Raw genomic sequence first — 16482 nt, 5'->3', positions numbered from 1 at the left:
CACCTGGCACCTCACCCCAGCCACCCCATAGGGAAGAGGGGCCGCCCGGCCTACGGCCCGACAGCCCCTCAACAAGATTTTCAGCAGTCTTCTAGTTGGCCGGCGGGTGGGAGGCGGGTTCAGCCGCGGTGCGCCAAGTGGACCTCACGGCCCCGCCACCGCCGCCGCAGCCAGCGGTCGTGGCTGGCGACCACGATCGCGCCTGGCCCGGTGCCCAGCGCCTCCTCCAGTTCGTCGCACAGGCGAGGTGAGAGATGGTTCGTGGGCTCGTCGAGGAGCAGCAGTTGGGGCGGGCGTGCCACCAGCAGGGCCAGCGCCAGACGGCGGCGCTGGCCCACGGACAACCGTCCGACCGGTCTGTCCAGGTCCGCCTCGACCAGCAGACCTAGCGAGTCCAGCGGCGCCCTCTCCGCCCGTGCCGGACCCAGCGCCGACTCGTAGGTGTCGCGGACCGTGCGCTCGGGCCGGTCGAACACGGTGTCCTGGGTGAGCAACCCCACCGTCAGCCGGCGCCGCCTGCGTACCTCGCCCTCGGCAAAAAGGTGTCCGGCGAGCACGGCGAGCAGCGTCGACTTGCCCGCCCCGTTGCCGCCCGTGACAAGTAACCGGTCGGTCGCCGACACCTCCAGGTCCTTCAGCGCGAGCCGCCCCGGCACCCGTACGTCCCGCAGGGCCACCAGCGGCTGCGGGCCCTCCTGCGCCCGTGCGGCCAGGTCCCCGGCGGCGAACCGCAGGGGGCGCGGCGGCTCGGGAACCTGAGTGCGCTCCAGCTCCGCCAGCCGCCGGGTGGCATTGCGCACCCGGCGGGAGATCTGGTTCTGCACCCGGCCGGCCCGGTGGCCGTATCCCATCTTCTCGTTGTCGGTGCGGCCCCGGTCCGGGGCGACCCGGTGCGCGGTCACGCCCGCCTCGCGCAATTCCTCAAGCTCCTGCTGCTCCTCGGCGTACCGCCGCTCCCAGCGCTCCCGCTCGGCGCGTTTCTCGGCCAGGTAGGCGCTGTAGTTCCCGCCGTGGCGGACCGGGCCGTCCACCGCCGGGTCGAGGTCGATCAGGTCGGTGCAGACGGCGTCGAGGAACGCCCGGTCGTGGCTGGCGGCCACCACGGTCCCGGGCAGCGAGCGGACCTGTTCCTCCAGGAAGGCGGCGGCGCCGCCGTCGAGGTGGTTGGTCGGCTCGTCCAGGAGCAGCGCCGAGGGCCGCCGTACGAGCAGCGCGGCCAGGGCCAGTCGTCCGCGTTGCCCGCCGGAGAGCGAACCGAGCGTACGGTCGTGCCCGACGGCGGCGAGGCCCAGGCCGTCCAGGACCAGTGCGGCGCGGCGGTCGGCGTCCCAGGACTCCCGGTCCTGGGCCTGTTCGAGGCGCCTGCCGTACGTGTCGAGGAGTTCCTGGTGGCTGGGGTCGTCCTCCGGGACGCGGGCGAGTTCCTCGCCGAGCCGGTCCAGCTCCGCGAGGTCCTCGCGGGCCTCGCGGAGCGCCTCGTCCAGCACCGCGGCGATGGTCGAAGCGGCGTCGAACGGCATCTCCTGGTGGAGAAAGCCGAGGTCGCCGGGGCGGGTGACGCTGCCCGCGTCGGGTTCGTCCAGGCCGGCGAGCACCCGCAGCAGGGTGGACTTGCCGACGCCGTTCTCCCCGATCAGGCCGATGCGGTGGCCAGGGGACGCGGTGAGGGATACGCCGTCCAGGACGGGCCGGCCGCCCAGGGAGCGGACGAGATCGCGGGCGAGCAGGGCGGGTGGGGGCATGGGTGTCCGTCCGATGGGGTCGGTGGTCGGCCCGGCGGGCACAGGGGCCTCGTGCGCGGGCCACATCACACACCGGCGGTTCACACCGCGGGGGCTCCCGTCTCCCTGAGTTTCCCGTCGGCCAGCCGCACCCAGCGGCTGATCCCGATCTCGGAGAGGAACCGTTCGTCGTGGCTGACCACCAGGATGGCGCCCTGATAGGAGTTGAGCGCGCTCTCCAACTGACCGGCGCTGACCAGGTCGAGGTTGTTGGTCGGCTCGTCGAGCAGCAGCAGGTGCGGGGCGGGTTCGGCGCACAGGACGCAGGCGAGGGTGGCACGCAGTCGCTCGCCGCCGGAGAGCACTCCGACCGGCAGGTGCGCCCGCGGGCCCCGGAAGAGGAAGCGGGCGAGCAGGTTCATGCGCTCGGCCTCGGGCCGCTCCGGGGCGTACGCGGCGAAGTTCTCCGCCACGGTGAGGTCCAGGTCCAGCAGGTCCAGGCGCTGCGAGAGGTAGGCGATCCGGCCGTCGTTGCGCTTGATCTCCCCGCTCTCCGGGGTGAGGTCGCCGGTCACGAGCCGCATCAGGGTGGTCTTACCGGCACCGTTGGGGCCGGTCAGCGCGATGCGCTCCGGACCGCGGATCGTCAGGTCGACGCCGCTCGCGGCGAACACGTCCTTGTCGCCGAGACGCACCCGCATTTCCTCGCCGAGGAACAGGTTGCGGCCGGCGGGCACCTGGGTGTCGGGCAGCTCCAGGGTGAGGCGTTGCTCCTCGCGCAGCGCGCGCCCGGCCTCGTCCAGGCGGGCCTTGGCCTCGCCGACCCGGGAGGCGTGCATCGTGCCGGACTTGCCCGCGGCCTCCTGCGCGCCCCGCTTCATGTTGCCGGCGAAGATGCGGGGCAGACCGGCGTTCTTGAGGTTCTTGGCGGCGTTGCTCGCGCGGCGCTCGGCGCGTTCGCGGGCCTGCTGCATCTCCCGCTTCTCCCGCTTGAGCTCCTGCTCGGCGTTGCGGACGTTCTTCTCGGCGACCTCCTGCTCGGCGCGAACGGCCTCCTCGTACTCGGTGAAGTTGCCGCCGTACAGGCGCAGTTCGTCGCTGCCGAGTTCGGCGATGCGTTCCATGCGGTCGAGCAGCGCGCGGTCGTGGCTGACCAGGAGCAGGCAGCCGTTGAAGTCCGACAGCACGTCGTAAAGCTTGTGCCGGGCCTCCAGGTCGAGGTTGTTGGTGGGCTCGTCGAGCAGGAGGACGTCGGGGCGCTTGAGCAGTTGGGCGGCGAGGCCGAGGGAGACGACCTGGCCGCCGCTGAGCGTGCTCAGACTGCGGTCCAGGGTGAGGTCGGCCAGGCCCAGTCGGTCGAGCTGGGCGCGGGTGCGCTCCTCGATGTCCCAGTCGTCGCCGATGGTTGTGAAGTGCTTCTCGTCGACGTCGCCGGATTCCACGGCGTCCAGGGCGCGGATCACCTCGGCGATGCCGAGCACCTCGGCGACCGTGAGGTTCCCGGTCAGGGGCAGGCTCTGCGGGAGGTAGCCGAGCGTGCCGCTGACGGACACCGAGCCGGTGGCGGGCTTGAGTTCACCGGCGATCAGCTTGAGCAGGGTGGACTTGCCGGACCCGTTGGGGGCGACCAGGCCCGTACGGCCAGGGGTCACGGAGAAGGACAGGTCGTGGAAGACCGGGGTGTCGTCGGGCCAGGCGAAGGAGAGGTTCGAGCAGACGATAGCGGCATCGGACATGGAAGTGACCTCGGAGGTACTGAGGGCAGAGCTTGGTTCTCTGCCCTGGGCAGACGTGGGGAAAGGGGTACGACGAAACGGACCACCTCGGCGGCAGCGCCCGCTGGCGCCGGCCGGTGGCCGTCAGATCCGGATCTCACCCGGAAATGTCGTCTTCACCCACCACGTCTGTGACTCCTCGGTTGCCGGGACATGTCGTTTGCAGGCTAACATCCCGCCTCGCTCGGCCGGGCCCGTGGCGGCACGCGCCCGGGCGAGCATGTCGCCGTGACGGTCGGGCGGTCGGGACGCAAATGCCCGCAGGCCCTGCCTACGTCGAGGGCGTCGTGGCCCGTCAGGCCGGTGGCGGGGGCCGCGCCGGGCCGGTTCGCGCTCGTGGCACGACACACGCGGATCGTTTCGGCCGCCCGGGCCAGGCCGCGGCCGTGCAGGTCACGCCCAGGCGCGCCCTGCACAAGGCAGGCCAGCCCCTGGGCGGGGCGCGCACGGCGGCACGGCAGATCTGCCCCGCGTGTGCGATTGCCTGAGGTGTGGCCGGACGGCAGCTTCTCATCTCGTCGGGCTGAAACCCGCGAATGATCCCGAAGCACGTACAACCTAGCTGGCGTGAGCTTGATCTTTAACCTCGCGTGTCACCTGACCTGCTGATCTGGGCGTCTTCCGGAGACAGCGGACGCGGCCGTCCTTCACGCTTCGAGATGTCGAGTAACGAAGATACGAAGGAACGGCCGCTGACGATGAGTCTTCCTGCTCCCGCACCCGCCGTCGAGGCGCTTGAGGTCTTGTCCCGCTTTCGGGTTGAGTTCTACGACTGCCTGTACGCGCGGGCGGATGCGCTCTTCGAGTTGACCGAAGCGGTGCTGTGTGCCGATGGTCCTGTGACGTCGCTGGTCGAGCTGCCGCCGACGGCCGAGTACCGGCGTGGGCACGGGGCGATGTACGACGCGGTCAACTACGGCTGGCTGGAACCGCGCCGCCTGCGCAGACTCCTTGCCTCCACACCGTTGCCGCGTGCCGCCGACGGACGGATCGTCCTCGCGGTGGACGTGAGCAACTGGCTGCTGGACCGTCCCCAAGGTCCGCGACCCGCACACAGCCGACTTGTGGACCTGGCTGATCATCGTCGCCCACACCCAACTCCGCCTCGCCCGCCCCCTGGCCGATGACCTCCGTCGGCCCTGGGAACGGCCCAGCGAGCCCCGCTGTCTCCCCCCGCACGGGTCCGCCGGGGGTTCCGCCACCTCCGCGCGAAGACCACCCGCCCCGCAGCCGTGCCCAAACCCTCCAAGCCCGGCCCCGGACGCCCACCCGGCTCACAAAATCGCAGGCCGGCCCCACGCCACGAGCCCGGGAAGACCGTGAAACGAGCCGAAAGCCTCACCGAACACATCCGCCTGAAACAGCAGCGAGGTTAAAGATCAAGCTTAGACGGTGCTGCCCGGCCGGCCTGCCGCCTGCCGGAGTTCGCCCGCGTCGGGCAGGAGCCCGGTGATCCGCGTCCAGATCGTCTTGGCCTCCACGCGGACGAGCCGGAAGGGTGCGGTCGGGGTGACCCGCTCCTCGGGCACGGGTTCGGTGGGCAGCTCACGCAACCAGTAGCCGAGGGGGCCGCAGTCCCAGACGGCGAAGCCGCGCGCCTTCGCACCGTCCTGGCCGTCGGCATGGGCCCGCCAGGCCGAGGTCAGGCGCCAGCTCGAACGCAGCTCGGAGATCAGGTCGGCGAGGAGGGTCAGCGCCGGCTCACCGAGGCCGCCACCCGCCGCGAGGGCCCGGCGGATCGCCCCGTGCTCCTCGTCGGCGGACCGGCCGAGGCGCTCGCCCTCCAGGACCGCGAGCCCCGCCTCGGCGGTGCCGATGGTCGTCTCGACGACGGAGGCGGCTGTGTCCCGGCCGGTCGAGGACTGCTGGAGGTTCACCATGTCGGCGAGCTTCCACACCAGCATCTTCGGCTCGACGCAGGAGTACTCGGCCTCGGCCGTGCCCGGCCACGCCTCGTGCGCGACGACGTGTTCCTCACCGATGAGCATGCCGTGGTGCAGCCGGCCCTGCCGGCCGGCGGCCTCCAGCGAGATGACCACCCCCGGCGTGAGGACCGTCTTCATCAGCGGCAGCAGCAGCGGGGACAGCTTGCCCTCCCCGCTGATGAGGCCGCAGTCCAGCAGCTCCTGCCGGGCCGCCACGAACTCGTCGGGCGCCGCGTTCCCCGCAGCCAGCTCGGAGAGCACGATCAGATGCTCGTCGGCCAGCCGGAAGCGGGACCGGGAAATGTCGAACGAAGGCATACGCACTCACTTGATAGTCGCTCAGTACTGGGACTCGGCCCAGAAGTTGAAGATCCTGGAAAAACCCGCGCGCACGGCTCCGCGCCGCGTCAGCACGGACCGGTCGACTCCGGAGAAGAGAACCGCCAGCGAGACGTCGGCGGGCAGGACCCGCCCCGTCGCCTGCACGGCCACCTTCCGTCCGCCCCCCATGCCCGACTGCCGCACCGCGATGACGGCGCCGGGATCCTCGGAGTCGGGCTGCCGGGACAGCTCGTACGCCCGGCGGTTGATCGCCGTGAGCCTGTAGGAGTCGCCCAGATACGTCATGTGCAGAGAACGCCCCCGGTGGCTGGGCGCCCACCGGTTCCGGTTCATCCGCACCAGCGCGTCACCCACGCGGAGCGTCGAGCGGTTGAGGGTCGGCATGGCTGCGACATCCGTGTGCACGCCACGCGTCTCGAAGGTGGCAGGGGGGATCAGACCACCGCGTACCTCCGTGACGAGGGCGTTCGGCACGTCCGGGCCCGCGGGGTACACCACCCGGACGTCGCCGAACTCCGGGGAAGTGCCCTGCCAGCCGAACTTGGTGCGGCCGTGGGGCTGCTTCTCCTTCCAGTAGGCGAGCGTGAACGGGCTGATGGTCGTGTACATGCTCTTCCCTCGCTAGTCGAACGGGTTGAGGGCGCTGCCCAGCTTCTTCGCGCCGTCGGCGATGCCGTCCCCGATGTCCGAGGCCTTGTCGCCCACCCAGTCCCCGGCCTTGTCGATGCCTTCGCCGATGGCCTCATGGTTGTCCCAGACCAGGCAGCCCGCGTACACCAGGCCCGTACCGACCGCCAGACCGGCCGTGACCGGGTTGGGCGCCACGGTCAGCGCGGTCATCGACGCACTGAAAGCGGTTCCGCTGAGGTCGCTGGCGAACTTCGAGGGATTGGCCTTGATCATTTCGGCGTCGTACGTGGCCAGGTTGGCGACACCGTAGGCGGTCGCCGCGACGCCGCCGACGACCCCCGCGCCCCGGATCCATCCGGCGGCCTTCGCGGCATTCGCGAGACCTCCGTTCTGCGCGACCTTGACGAGGTTGGCCTCTGCGGCGGACGGCATGAAGAAGGAACCGTTCCGCATGAACCCGCCGAACATGGCGGCTTCGTCGGACCCGGTGACGGCGTTGACCAACCCGGGCGGAACCTTGCTCAACAAGCTTCCGGGCACGGCCCCGGCCATCCGGTTGTTGATGAACGTGGAGAGGAAGGTACCGGGCGCGGTGACGTCCTTGCCCTGCTTCAGGTACTTGAACAGTTTCAAGGCACCGCCCGCGCTCCCGCCGACAGCGGCGGCGAAGGCGGAAGCCGTGATCGCGCCCTTCTGGACGGCGGCGAAGAGATCCGCGAGCCTCTTGCTGCCCGTGATCTTCTCCACGCCGTCCCTCTGGAGGCGCTGCAGGTAGTCGTCCAGCGTCTCGCCGTCGCGCATGGCCAGCGAGGCGAGCTCCATGCGCTCCTGCTTCTGCTGGTCGTCCGCCGTCGCGACCTTGTCGGCGTTGCCGTTGAAGCCGCCCGTCGTTCCGTCGTTCTTGCCGCCGCCGGTGTCTTTGACCACGGCTTCGAGGTCTTTCTGGAAGTCCTTGTCGGCGTCGTCGACGGCCTTCACGCAGGACTTGATGTAATCGGCCCAGGACTGCTCGCTGTCCCGGACGCTCTTGGCGTAGTCCGGGTCGTGGCGGAGAGCGTTGCGCTCACCTTCGGTGGCCCGCTCGTAGTCGAAAGCGACGTTGCCCTGCTCGGAGACCTTCATGCCGGCCTTGACGGCGTCGGCGCGCGCGGACTCCAGTCGCTCCTTCAGTTCGACGAACTGGGCGTGCGCGTTGAGCAGTAGTGTCGCCGTCGCTTTCGCCTGGGTCTGGGCGGCCTGGTACTCGTACCGGGTCGCCGCGAAGTTCAGGGAGGCGGCGTCCGCGCTCTCACCCAACCAGCTGTCACCGAGCGTGACTTTTTGAACACCGTCCCGGTAACGCTTTTCGACCTTCGCGAATTCATCCGCCATCGACTTCCATTTATCAGCAGCGGCGGAGAGCTTCCCGAAGTCGGTGGTCATGACATCGCGGTATGTCAGCATAATCAATTCCCCTGGAACGCCTCGAAGTCGTACGGTGACCTCCGGTCATTCACCGATAGCCGTCGAACGCCGACGGCAGCCTGATGGCGTTGATACCGTCACGGCGGTCGCCATCGACCCCCGTCAAGGTGGTGGCGGTGCTCCTGAGGCCGTCGCGCTCCCTTCCCAGGCGGCCCATGAGCGTCTTCACCTGCCCGTCCCAGGTGGTCTGCACCTTCTTCAGTGCGACTGCGGTCGCCCATCCGCTGAATGCGCTCACGGCACTGCTGTTGGACTCGTCCGCATGGCCGCCCGCCTTCGTGGTGCTCGTCAGCAGTTCGTTCTCTATGACCCCGGCGGCGGCCTTCTTCTCGGACGCCGTCGACGCGAGCTTCGGCGGGGCTCCAGGGCCGTAGCCCGGTGCCGGGCCCTCTTCGGGAAGGCCGTTCAACCGCATGGCGGCCGAGCCGCGTTCGGCCGCCGCAGCCCGCAACTCGGCCCGTTCCTCGTCGAATCCCATTCCACGCCTCCTCCGATGCCGGTAACGACTTCGAGCCGCATTCTACGAGCCACAACCTCGGATGCCTGGCGCAGCCCTTGAACCGTCAGAACCGATCACGCACGGAGCCCTGTTTCGGTTCCCGCCCGGGGTCATAGGCCGCAAGCTGCGAGAATTACTGTTTTGCATGGAGAAGCAGGAAAAATGGGAAATGAGCATCTGGGGCCACCGCCAACTGAATGAGGCGAGCGTAGGGAGCCGCGGACCGTGGGCGCCTTCGGATTTCCCGACCGCACCATCGACGGCGTCGCGCGTCGCGCGGACATCGGCAAGGGCGCGGTCTATCCGCACCCGCGCAGGCGCTCGCCGCGTTCCCTCCGCCGTTCCGAAGGATCAACACCTCACGGGGGCAGGACTTCGTGTGGGCTCACCAGGCGGCGAGTCCGACGAGGTGACCCTCATGGTCGTCGGCAAACCGATTCAGCAGCCCACTTCTGAGTGACTGAACTTGTTCTTTCAGTCATAGGCGCAGGTCAACAGGGCACGCTGGTGCGGTACGCGTTCCCTCGCACCGCACAAGGAGTGCCCTTCATGCGTCTTCGTACCACCGTGGCTGCCGCCCTCGGCGCTCTCGCGCTCGTCGTGACTCTGCCGACCGCGGCCGACGCGGCCTCCGGAGACTTCCTCTACCGGTTCACCGGGCTCGACGGCACCCCGCAGTACGCCTACCTGATCGACCCGGCGAGCCGGGAGTGCATCACGCTGCCCGAGGTGGCCGACCCGGGCTCGTCGAACCCCGCCGACTCTCCCTGGAACTACACCGACTCCACCGCCACCGTCTTCACCGGCCCCGACTGCGAGGGCGCCTTCTTCACCCTTCGGCCCTTCGGCGGTCACGCCTCCGAGCGGCTGAAGCTCCGTTCTGTCGTGTTCAGCTGATCCTGATTCCGATCCTGATCGTCTGATCACGTTCCCGGTTCCGGACGCCCCGGTTCGAGTCGCCTCGCGCTCGCGCCGGGGCGATCTTCCGGGCAGCCTCCTGGTCAGCGGGAAGCGGAAGCTCTGCGGTTGCGCACTGCCTTGACCGTGACGGTCACGGCCACCGCCACGATGACGATCAGCGCGATCGCCCCGATCGCCGGCCGGCCGCCCTGGTTGAAGATCGCCGAGCCCAGCATCAGAGCGACCATCGGCACGAACTGCAGCGCCGCCCACAGCACGATGAGGCTGATGGCCACCCGGATGACGAACGAGAAGCTCGGTCGCCTCAGGTCCCGTACGGCGCTCTCCAGACGTGCCAGGTCCAAAGCCATGCGCTCCTGGCTCTTCTCCAGCGCTGCCAGGCGTTCTTCGAGTTCAGGGTTGGCCATGGGCATGACTCTAAGTGGCAGGGAGGCAGGTGGGCCATCACCGCAGTCCGGGCATGATTTCCTCGGCGATCCGGTCGAGCGCATCGGACAGCTGCGGCCCGGCGAGGCGTCAGCCGGTTGGGCGTTGGCGGTCACCCGCTGTCCTAGGGGCTGGCCTTCGGTCAGTGCCGGGTCCACATGAGGATCGCGGCGAGGTGCAGTGCGGCCTGACAGGCGATGGCGAGCTTGTCTGTTCGCATGGCCAGGCCGCGCCACTGCTTTGGACGGTTGATGCACCGTTCGACCGCGTTGCGCCGGCGTCCCTACCGCTCGGGCATCGCTAGTTCATGGACACGCCCTCGAGGCCGGGTCCCTGGACGACGCGGCCCCGTCAGCGGTAGTCCTCCGGGTGGTCCTGCATCCAGGTGTTGATGCGGTCGCGCGTGCCGAACAGCTCGGAAACTCCCAGGTCGCCGTCTACCTGGTCTACGCCGGGAGGCGCGGACACGCCGCGGTGGACCGGGAGCTGTACATCCCGCGGTCGTGGACCGACCAGCCCGACCGCTGCCAGGCGGCCGGACTCGACCCGGACACCGTGTTCGCGACCGATCCGGGCCTGGCATCGTGTTGGTCGTAAGTCGGAGTGGCGTCGTGTCGATCCGCGGCCGCGCCGTTCGACCTAGGGGTGAGGGGGTCGAGGGACGACCCCGTACACAGGAGGCCGAAGATGGCGAAGTACATGCTGATCATGCGTGGCACGGACGAGTCGGTGGCGAAGATGATGGGGACGCCCTTCGAGGAGATGCTCGAGACGGTGGGCCGCTTCAACGAGGAGCTGGTCCGGGCCGGCGTGCTGGTCGCTGCCGAGGGGCTGGATGACCCGGGGCAGGGCGTGGTGGTCGACTTCAGCGGCGAGACGCCGGTGGTCACCGACGGTCCCTACGGCGAGACGAAGGAGCTGTTCGGCGGCTTCTACGTGATCGACGTGGCCTCGAAGGAGGAGGCGGTCGAGTGGGCCAAGCGCCTCCCGGCGGTCGCCGGCTCGAAGTGCGAGATCCGCCGCGTGCCGGCCATCGACGAGTTCCCGCAGGACAACGAGTGGATCGCCAAGGAGCGGGCGTGGCGCGAGCGGACCGGCCAGCTCTGATGGCCGCAGACGCGCACGGCCCGCCGAGCCCGCAGGCGGCTCGGCGGGCCGTGGAGGCCGTATGGCGGATCGAGTCCGCCCGGATCGTCGCCGCGCTGACCCGCTACACCGGGGACTTCGAGCTCGCCGAGGACGTCGCCCAGGAGGCACTGGCCGAGGCGCTCGTCAGCTGGTCGCGCGAGGGCGCGCCGACGAACCCGGTCGGCTGGCTGCTCGCCACCGCGCGGCGGCGGGCGATCGACAACTACCGCCGCCGCGCGGCCCTCGACGAGCGGTACGCCATGCTCTCCGGCCAACTCGCCGAGGGAGAGGCTATTTCGGGTGCGCAGGCCCCACCAGAGCGGGCCGGCGACCTGTTGTGGGACCCCGACCAGGTGGACGACGACGTCCTTGCCCTGATGTTCATCGCCTGCCACCCGGTGCTGGCGCCCGAGGCGCGAGTGGCGCTGACGCTACGCACGGTCGCCGGACTGGCGAGCGAGGATATCGCCCGCGCGTTCCTGGTGCCCGTGCCGACCGTCCAGGCGCGGATCACCCGGGCGAAGAAGACGATCGCCGCGGCGCGAGTGCCGTTCGAGCTGCCGCCGGCCGAGGAGCGCCGCGGACGCATCGGCGGGGTGCTGAGCGTGCTGTACGTGATCTTCACCGAGGGCTCGACAGCGACCACCGGCGACAACCTGCTGCGCCCCGACCTGGCGTACGAGGCGATCCGGCTTACCCGGACGCTGGCCGCCCTGCTGCCCGACGAACCGGAGGTGTCCGGGATGCTGGCGCTGTGCGAGCTGACGGCCGCGCGCTTTCCCGCCCGCACCAGCCCCGACGGCGAGCCGGTGCTGCTCGAGGACCAGGACCGGCGCCTGTGGGACCACTCTGCGATCCGCCGCGGCCTGGCCGCGATCGGCCGGGCCGCCGCCACCGGACGCGGCCTGGGGCCCTACGGACTGCAGGCCGCAATCGCCGCCTGCCACGCGACGGCCCCCTCGGTGGCGCAGACCGACTGGGAGCGCGTCGTGCTGCTCTACGAGGCGCTGGGCCAAGTGGCCCCCTCCCCCGTCGTCGAGCTCAACCGGGCGGTCGCCGTCGCGATGGCGACCGGGCCGCAGCAGGCGCTCGCCATCGTCGACGAACTGGTCGCCACCGACCGCCTGTCGGGATCACACCTGCTCCCGAGCGTGCGCGGCGAACTGCTGCGCCGGCTCGGCCGGACCGCCGAGGCCCGGGCCGAGCTCGAACTCGCCGCCCGCCTGTGCCGCAACACCCGCGAACGGTCGGTGCTGCTGCGCAAGGCGGCCACGCTGCCGTGAGCGGGGGAAGGACATCCCCCCACGCGCCCATCCGACAAAGTCCGCGCCGTAGTTAGCGGTCGGCTCCGGCGCCGGTGTGGGCATGGCGGACATCCTGCCCGACCGGCCGAGAAGCGGATGCGGCAGGCTGGGGCCGTCGTGATCCACTTCTGCTGATCGGTTTGCCCGCCTTGCCTGTTGCCGTCGCGCGCCCGATAGTCCTGACCGCCGCCGAGCGGCACCGGTTGAAAAAGGCGGCCTGGGGTCACAAGACCGAGCACCAGGCCCGGGTGCGTGCACAGATCGTGCTCTTCGCGGCTCGGGGCAGGTCCAACGCGCGTATCGCCGTTGAGGCGGGAGTACACGTGGACACCGTGCGCACCTGGCGGGACCGGTTCGCCGACCTGGGCCTGCCCGGGCTCGCCGACCGCAAGCGCCCGGGGCGGCCCGCCGCCTTCACGCCCCTGCAGGCGGCACAGGTCAAGGCGCTGGCCTACCGGCTTCCCGCCGAGGCGGGCGCCCCGCTGTCGCGCTGGTCGTGCCCGGAGCTGGCCCGCGAGGCCGTCGAGCGCGGCATCGCGCTTTCCTGTCGGCCTCCACGGTGCGCCGCTGGCTCGACCAGGACGCGATCAAACCCTGGCAGCACCATTCCTGGATCTTCATCACCGACCCGGACTTCCGGCCCAAGGCCGAGCGCGTGCTGGACCTGTATGCCCGCACCCGGGACGGCGAGCCGCTCGGCGCGGACGAGAAGACCTCCGTCCAGGCCCGCTGCCGCTGCCATCCCACCCTTGCCCCCGGCCAGGCGAGAGCGATGCGGGTGGACCACACCTACGGGCGCGGCGGCGCGCTGGCCTACCTGGCCGCCTACGACGTCCACCTGGCCACAGTGTTCGGCCGCACCGAGCCGACCACCGGCATCACCCGGCCCTCGCCAACCCGCGCCCGCACGCTCCCACCACCACGATCCCGCGCGCCGGCGCTGTGCAATTCATGGAGTCTTCGCCCGGCTGTCGCCCTTACGGACCGGTTCCTCCCCTACCCCGCGGCTAGCTTGCAGACGATCACCCCGACGTTCATCCTCCGCGGAGACAACTATGTGCAGCCCCCTCCACCAGCCCGACGGACCGCTTCTGCCCGGCGCGAGCCGTCGTACGTTCCTGCGGGCAACCGCGCTCACCGGTGCTGCCACCGCAGCCACGGGGCTCGCGTCCGCCACGCCCGCCGCGGCTCTTCCCCAGCAGAACGCCGATGCCGTCACGGCCGGTTGGCGGCCCGACCCCGAGAGCCCCAGGTTCACGCTCGTCGTCATGCCGGACACCCAGTACCTCTTCGACGGGGCGAGCATCGACAAGGCGCCGGTCGAGGCGTCGTTGCGTTACGTACTCGATCACGGGCGCGACGAGAACATCGTCTTCCTGTCCCATCTGGGCGACCTCACCGAGAGCGGCCAGTCAGGCGAATTCGAGGCGATCGGCGAAGCGTTCGGGCTGCTCGACCGGCGGCGGGTCGGCTACAGCGTCGTCGCGGGCAACCACGACATCAAGTCCTCCACCGACGATCAGCGCGGCCGCACCCCGTACCTGGACACCTTCGGTCCGCAGCGGATGCGGCGCCTGCCGACGTTCGGCGGGGCGACCCCGGACGGCTACAACACGTACCACCTGTTCCGCGCCGCCGGGCGCGAGTGGCTGGTGCTCGCGCTCGACTGGCGGCCGTCGACGGCCGGGCTCGCCTGGGCGAAGGACGTCATCGCCCAGCACCCGGACACCCCGGTCATCCTCACCACCCACGAGCTGGTGTACGCGGACACGGACGGCGACGAGGCCGAACTCTCCGGCCACGGAAAGCATCTGTGGGACGAGCTGATAGCCGGGCACGACCAGATCTTCCTCACCCTCAACGGCCACTACTGGCCCGCCGGACGCACCACCCGTAAGAACACCGCGGGCAACGACGTCCATCTGCACATCACCAACTACCAGAACCGCTACTACGGCGGCAGCGCCATGATCCGCCTCTACCGCTTCGACCTGGCCCGGAACACCATTGACGTGGAGACGATCTCCCCGTGGATCCTCGGCCGCGCGGGCGAGAGGCTCAACGACCTGGAGCGCGGCGAGATCGAACTGACGGGTCCGCAGGACTGTTTTGCCGTCCCCATCGACTTCGAGAAGCGCTTCGCGGGCTTCGCGCCCGTACCCGTGCGCGGCCCCCGCCCGGCGAAGCAGCTGCTGATACCGGGCACCGTCGCCTACTGGCGCTTCGACTCCCCTTCGCACCAGGACGGTTCCGCCGCCGACGCCGGCCTGCGCGTCCCGGACCTGTCCGGGCACCGCAACGACCTGGTGCGCGAAGCCGTCCCCGGCAGTGCGCCCGACGCGCTGCGCTGGTCCACCGCCCACCATCCCGACCAGCCCGGCCACGGCAGCCTCTACTTCGACGGCTCGAAGCCGCCGTTGCGGGGCGCGTATCTACGTACGGAGAACAACGCACCGCTCAACACCAAGACGTTCAGGTCCGGTTACACCATCGAGGCCTTCCTCCGCCTCCCCACAGACTGGGACGCCGGACGCAACGCCTGGGGCGCCGTGCTCGGCCGCCGCGGCACGCTCGGGGCGGCCGGCAAGACCTCCGGCGACCCGGAGGAGCCCGTCGCCACCCTCTCCGTATCGGACGGCCCCGGGCTCCAGTGGGCGGCGGCGCCGCTGAACCAACCGGGGGCCGTCACCAACTGGAGCCATGAGCTGCTGCGTGAGCGGTGGTGGCATGTGGCGGTCGTCAACGACGGGAAGCACACGACGATGTACGTCGACGGCTGCATAGTCGCCCGCAACCCCGCCACCCCTACCACCGGCCTCGCCACCCTGGGCCTGCCCTGGCTGCTCGGCGCCTACGAGTACGGAGGCAGACTCGACCAGTTGATGCACGGCTGGCTCGGCGACATCAGGATCGTCGAACGCGCCCTGCCCGTACGGGACTTCATGATCGCCTGAGGGGAACTGCCCCCGGGGTCACCCCGCCCGGTTGGTACGGCGGTGCTTGGCGGCGGCGCGCGCCTCCGGCGTGGGCAGGTCCGAGCGACGCGACTGCCCGGACGGGACGGCCGCGCCGGCCCCGGGACGACGCGCCACCGCTCCTGGGCCGCTCGGTCAGCGGTGCGGTGATGGTGACGGGCACGCCCGAGGGCGTCTGCGCTCCGGTGATCCGGCTCAGCTCGGCCTCGCCGGAGCGGACCTGGGCGATCTTCGGGACGATGCCGGCGTCGGCCATCAGACGGGTCATCTCGCGGCGCTGGTCAGCGACCACCAGGGCCGCACCCTGTTCTCCGGACCGGGAACGTCGGACGTACTCGCCGCGCCCAGCCTCGTGCACGCTCATTGTCGACGCCGACTCGACACCCGACCGGCACTTCTGCCCGTCCGCGAGCCCACAGGGGCTTGCTTGAGCCCGGTGCGCTCAACGGCGCATGTCGGGTTCTGAGGGGGCGGCGGCGCAGCAATGCGCCGCCGCTACCCGACCCGCTGTGCGTACCGCGGGCATCGCCGAACAGTTCCGCCTCCACCCCGACGTGCGCGCCGAGGCCGATTCCGGCTACCAGGGCCTGGCCAAGGAGTTCCCGTCCCAGGTCAGCGCCCCGCCGAAGAAACCGGCCGAGGACGCCCCCGACGGCGACAAGCATGCCTGGCGTGAGACACGACGCCGACAGTCATCGGCCCGGATCGTGGTGGAGCACACCAACGCCGAATACAAGCAGTGGCACCCACTCCAGCGCTACACCGGACGCCGAGAGGACTACGCGCAGACCCACCTCGCCATCGCCGGCCTGGTCCCCGACCGCGCAGCCCGACGAGCAACCCGACGTCGCACGAGCACCGAACTCGTGCCCGTCCGCACCACGGCCTGCTGATCACCCACCAGCCAAACCGCCAGGCCAACACGCCCCGACCTCAATTTCCCCCAAGGTCGTTACTCGTCGCGCGCCATCCGCGAGTACCTGCGCAAACACGTTATCCGAGCGGTCATCCCGGTCCCCGCGGATCAGCGGCGCCACCGGCTACGTCGGGGCAGCCGGGGCGGCAGGCCACCCGCTTTCGACCCCGAGGCAGACAAGCAGCGCAACACCGTCGAGCGGTGCATCAACCGCCTGAAGCAGTGGCGCGGCATCGCCACCCGCTACGAAAAGACCGCGACCATCTATCTGGCCGGACTTCACATCGCGGTCTTCCTCGTGGTCCGCACGGTGACCCAATGTCCGCCGAGCAGGTCCTTCCGACGGGTGCCACGTCCGATGACGCGGCGGCCGGGCGAGTGCGGGAGCCTTGTCAGCGGACGACGTCGAACACGTTCTTCTGCAGGCCGTTGGCGTAGGCCTCGTGCTCGACCAGC

At 70.3% G+C, this 16482-nt stretch carries 13 protein-coding genes and 6 pseudogenes; 10 read left to right on the top strand and 9 right to left on the bottom strand.

The genetic code is table 11. The features are described 5' to 3' along the window. Positions 1-119: 119 nt before the first annotated feature. Both ACWD6R_RS36425 and abc-f read right to left on the bottom strand, forming a co-directional pair. The gene (locus ACWD6R_RS36425) at positions 120-1742 is read right to left on the bottom strand and encodes an ABC-F family ATP-binding cassette domain-containing protein (protein WP_451822661.1); all 1623 of its coding nucleotides are present in this window, start codon (positions 1740-1742) and stop codon (positions 120-122) included. An 80-nt stretch (positions 1743-1822) separates the two neighbouring features. Next, a complete protein-coding gene (gene abc-f, locus ACWD6R_RS36420) occupies positions 1823-3457 on the bottom strand; it encodes a ribosomal protection-like ABC-F family protein (protein ID WP_451822660.1) in 1635 nt (544 codons plus the stop codon). Between the two features lie 737 nt (positions 3458-4194). Between abc-f and ACWD6R_RS36415 the strand changes: the two are divergent. Both ACWD6R_RS36415 and ACWD6R_RS36410 read left to right on the top strand, forming a co-directional pair. Continuing rightward, positions 4195-4530: pseudogene (locus ACWD6R_RS36415) on the top strand (transposase); the annotation flags it as partial. Then, positions 4520-4872, top strand: a pseudogene (locus ACWD6R_RS36410) (NF041680 family putative transposase); the annotation flags it as partial. The pseudogenes ACWD6R_RS36415 and ACWD6R_RS36410, both read left to right, overlap by 11 nt. A 9-nt stretch (positions 4873-4881) precedes the next feature. Here ACWD6R_RS36410 and ACWD6R_RS36405 read toward each other — a convergent pair. The 4 genes from ACWD6R_RS36405 to ACWD6R_RS36390 form a co-directional block, all read right to left on the bottom strand. Continuing rightward, a complete protein-coding gene (locus ACWD6R_RS36405; RefSeq protein ID WP_451822663.1) occupies positions 4882-5739 on the bottom strand; it encodes a histidine kinase in 858 nt (285 codons plus the stop codon). A 21-nt stretch (positions 5740-5760) separates the two neighbouring features. Further along, positions 5761-6372 (bottom strand): hypothetical protein, encoded by a 612-nt coding sequence (locus ACWD6R_RS36400; RefSeq protein ID WP_451822659.1) that lies wholly within the window; start codon positions 6370-6372, stop codon positions 5761-5763. 12 nt (positions 6373-6384) lie between these two features. Continuing rightward, positions 6385-7815, bottom strand: coding sequence for a hypothetical protein (locus ACWD6R_RS36395; protein ID WP_451822658.1), 1431 nt, complete (start codon positions 7813-7815; stop codon positions 6385-6387). A 70-nt stretch (positions 7816-7885) separates the two neighbouring features. Continuing rightward, positions 7886-8335: a hypothetical protein gene (locus tag ACWD6R_RS36390; protein WP_451822657.1), complete on the bottom strand. Its 450-nt coding sequence runs from the start codon at positions 8333-8335 to the stop codon at positions 7886-7888. 570 nt (positions 8336-8905) lie between these two features. Between ACWD6R_RS36390 and ACWD6R_RS36385 the strand changes: the two genes are divergently transcribed. Beyond that, positions 8906-9253, top strand: coding sequence for a hypothetical protein (locus ACWD6R_RS36385; RefSeq protein ID WP_451822656.1), 348 nt, complete (start codon positions 8906-8908; stop codon positions 9251-9253). Positions 9254-9357: 104 nt separating this feature from the next. Here the strand turns inward: ACWD6R_RS36385 and ACWD6R_RS36380 are convergent, their stop codons facing one another. Together ACWD6R_RS36380 and ACWD6R_RS36375 are read right to left on the bottom strand one after the other, a co-directional pair. Then, on the bottom strand, positions 9358-9684 hold the full coding sequence (locus tag ACWD6R_RS36380; RefSeq protein WP_451822655.1) for a hypothetical protein: 327 nt from the start codon (positions 9682-9684) through the stop codon (positions 9358-9360). A 161-nt stretch (positions 9685-9845) separates the two neighbouring features. Next, a pseudogene (locus ACWD6R_RS36375) lies at positions 9846-9983 on the bottom strand (IS5/IS1182 family transposase); the annotation flags it as partial. A gap of 140 nt (positions 9984-10123) precedes the next feature. On the opposite strand from ACWD6R_RS36375, the pseudogene ACWD6R_RS36370 reads away from it, so the two are divergent. The 5 genes and pseudogenes from ACWD6R_RS36370 to ACWD6R_RS36350 all read left to right on the top strand — a co-directional run. Next, positions 10124-10288 (top strand): annotated as a pseudogene (locus ACWD6R_RS36370) (transposase); the annotation flags it as partial. Between the two features lie 102 nt (positions 10289-10390). Next, entirely contained in the window at positions 10391-10810 is a 420-nt protein-coding gene (locus ACWD6R_RS36365; protein ID WP_451822654.1) for a YciI family protein, read from the top strand. Then, on the top strand, positions 10783-12114 hold the full coding sequence (locus tag ACWD6R_RS36360) for an RNA polymerase sigma factor (RefSeq protein ID WP_451822653.1): 1332 nt from the start codon (positions 10783-10785) through the stop codon (positions 12112-12114). The genes ACWD6R_RS36365 and ACWD6R_RS36360 overlap by 28 nt, the downstream gene beginning before the upstream one ends. A 74-nt stretch (positions 12115-12188) precedes the next feature. Next, positions 12189-12656, top strand: a pseudogene (locus ACWD6R_RS36355) (helix-turn-helix domain-containing protein); the annotation flags it as partial. 534 nt (positions 12657-13190) lie between these two features. Beyond that, positions 13191-15089, top strand: coding sequence for a LamG-like jellyroll fold domain-containing protein (locus ACWD6R_RS36350; protein WP_451822662.1), 1899 nt, complete (start codon positions 13191-13193; stop codon positions 15087-15089). Here ACWD6R_RS36350 and ACWD6R_RS36345 read toward each other — a convergent pair. Then, positions 15076-15402 carry a hypothetical protein gene (locus tag ACWD6R_RS36345; RefSeq protein ID WP_451822652.1) on the bottom strand — a complete coding sequence of 109 codons (327 nt, stop codon included), beginning with the start codon at positions 15400-15402 and terminating at the stop codon, positions 15076-15078. The genes ACWD6R_RS36350 and ACWD6R_RS36345 overlap by 14 nt on opposite strands. A 217-nt stretch (positions 15403-15619) precedes the next feature. Between ACWD6R_RS36345 and ACWD6R_RS36340 the strand changes: the two genes are divergently transcribed. Beyond that, positions 15620-16003 carry a transposase gene (locus ACWD6R_RS36340; protein ID WP_451822651.1) on the top strand — a complete coding sequence of 128 codons (384 nt, stop codon included), beginning with the start codon at positions 15620-15622 and terminating at the stop codon, positions 16001-16003. 3 nt (positions 16004-16006) lie between these two features. Beyond that, positions 16007-16327 (top strand): annotated as a pseudogene (locus ACWD6R_RS36335) (transposase); the annotation flags it as partial. Positions 16328-16482: the final 155 nt, after the last annotated feature.

The sequence above is a fragment of the Streptomyces sp. NPDC005151 genome (assembly GCF_053599875.1).
This window is presented reverse-complemented; position numbering and strand designations above follow the sequence as displayed.